The sequence below is a fragment of the Streptomyces sp. NPDC045701 genome, from assembly GCF_056432045.1.
This window is the reverse complement of record NZ_JBWKJV010000169.1, coordinates 1-2,123: the sequence shown is the minus strand read 5'-3', so window position 1 is coordinate 2,123 and position 2,123 is coordinate 1. Positions and strand designations below refer to the sequence as shown.

Annotated in this window: 1 protein-coding gene and 1 pseudogene; both read right to left on the bottom strand. The window is 60.0% G+C overall.

Translation table 11 applies throughout. The annotated features are described in order from the left end of the window. Positions 1-88: 88 nt before the first annotated feature. A pseudogene (locus AC07DW_RS34145) lies at positions 89-268 on the bottom strand (phosphatidylglycerol lysyltransferase domain-containing protein); the annotation flags it as partial. 997 nt (positions 269-1,265) lie between these two features. Beyond that, positions 1,266-2,123 (bottom strand): hypothetical protein (locus tag AC07DW_RS34140; protein WP_478861479.1); only part of this gene is annotated, 858 nt, incomplete at its 5' end.

Below are 2,123 nucleotides of genomic sequence, written 5' to 3'. Positions count from 1 at the left end.
GCGGGCCCAGGTAAGCATCACAACTCACCCAACCCGCACGGCCCTTCTCATGTCACGGGCCGGGCCGCCCCGTATTTCCCCCAAGGTCGTAAGGGGTGAAGTGGTCGTCGGTGTTGTGCCGCCGCAGGTCCTGGCCGAAGGAGACCCACACAGCGCTGAGGAGGTTGAAGAAGGCGACGACGCGTACATACCAGACGGCGGCCGCGGCGCTGCGGCGTGAGCGGACGGTGCCGCCGGGAGCCCCCTTGAACAACCGGACATCTGCCATGGAAGCGATCTTATGGGGCATCGCGTGGCGTGGCCGGTGCACGGTTGCCACTACGACGCCATGTCGGGCGGCCTTACCCGGCGCGCGGGATTGCCCAGTCGCCGGGTCTCATGACACGCAGACTCACCGCCAAATCCACCTCTACATAACGCGATGCCTAAACCATCCTAAACCCCGGCGATCCGGGATGAAACAAAGGTCAGGCGGCGATTTGAGTTCGGGACACTCGTCGAGGACTTCCATGGTGGACGGTACACGATGCGGGAATGGAGTCTGCATTGGTTGTAGAAACCCTCGATGAATCGTATGACTTCCCGTCGTGCTTCCGCCTTGGTGTCGAACCTGCGGACATTTTCTGTCTTGAATCTTCCGAAGAACGATTCAGCCGCAGCATTGTCAAACAGGATCCGGTTCGCCCGGTGGATTGCCGGACACTTCGGGCGGCAAGGGTTTCGGCAAACTCGTGGGAAGTTTAGTGGCTTCTTCTGTCGCTGTGAATATGGCTCCGGTGGGCAGGTGAATGCGTTCGGCAGCCATTCGGATGGCTGCCGATACAAGGCTCGCCGTCGGGTGCGTGGCTGGCAAAATTGGCATGGCGGGAATTCTGGCCGTATGGGGACTCATGAAGGCTCTGCCGCAGTAAACACCCCGGATTTACTGCGGCGGAGCCTCTACTGAGGTGCCCCGAGCCTGACGGACACGGACTCACGTAGGGTTCGGGAGAGTCCGGAAGGAATAGGCTGCGTCGAGGGAGTCCCGGAATATTCGCCCGAGCTGCGCGCTGCTGGCCGGGAGCTGGAGCCCTTCGCGATGCGCATCAATGTCGGGTGCGCTAAATCTGTCGGAAGTACAAACGACTCGCGGCCAAAGCGCAAGGCCCTGGCAAAGTTGCGGGAGACGCCCGCGATGCCTGCGCATGTTCGCTCAGTGGCGCATCAGCGTTGGAGCCGTGCCGGTCTGACGATCAGACCGGCACGAGCCGTGCAACGGGAGACTGTTACGAACGTTTAGGCACGGAAAAAGTGTTATCGACCAATATGTGCCTAGGGTCGAACGTAATAACGTACTTCGGGTCTTTGATGTACATGGCAGTGTATTGCGAATTTAGGTCGCCACCTAGAGTTCCAGCTCGTGCCATCTTGTTCACATCCGGGTAGTTCATTGACGGGAGGTGTATGCCTTCGCTCACGTTTTTACCAGAGGTAATCGCCAAACCGTTATAAATTTTCAGGACACGGTGGTTCTGAGTGGGATCCAGGCGAGCCTGCACGATGCTCCCTCCCGTTAACGGGACGTACCCGTCGGCGACTTCTCTGACCGGGGTAGTGTAAACACCGTCTCCATAAATGCGGCCACTTCTCCATTGCTGGGGAACTTTAAAGCTTCTCTCTTTGATGATATTTCGTGCTGCGTCTGTGGTCGTGCCGTGATATTGCGCTTTCGCTACAATGTTCTGACTGGAAGCCCATTCCCTTTCGTCCCAACTCTGCCCGGACAAAATGTCGTACTTCGGCGGCCTTCCATCAGTCCGATCCTTGATCTTAAGGTTCTGGTATCCAGCAGCTCGCGCCTTTCGGAGCATTGCCGCTCCGACCGATTTTGGCATTTGCTTTGTGGCTATTGCGGGCTCTGTGGCTATTGCGGCGGCGATTTTCTTGGCGCCGGTGCCGATGGCTGCGCCGCCTCCGAGGAGGATGCCGGCGGCTCCGAAGGCGAGGGAGGCGACGTTGAGGTCGTCGGTGAGCTGGTCTTGTCCTGTGGCGAGGGCGGCGATGTCGAGGGCGGCGCTGGCGCCGTCGAGGGCGGCGCCAGCGAGGGCGATGCCGACGGCTAGGGCGCCGCCGCCGAGGCCGAG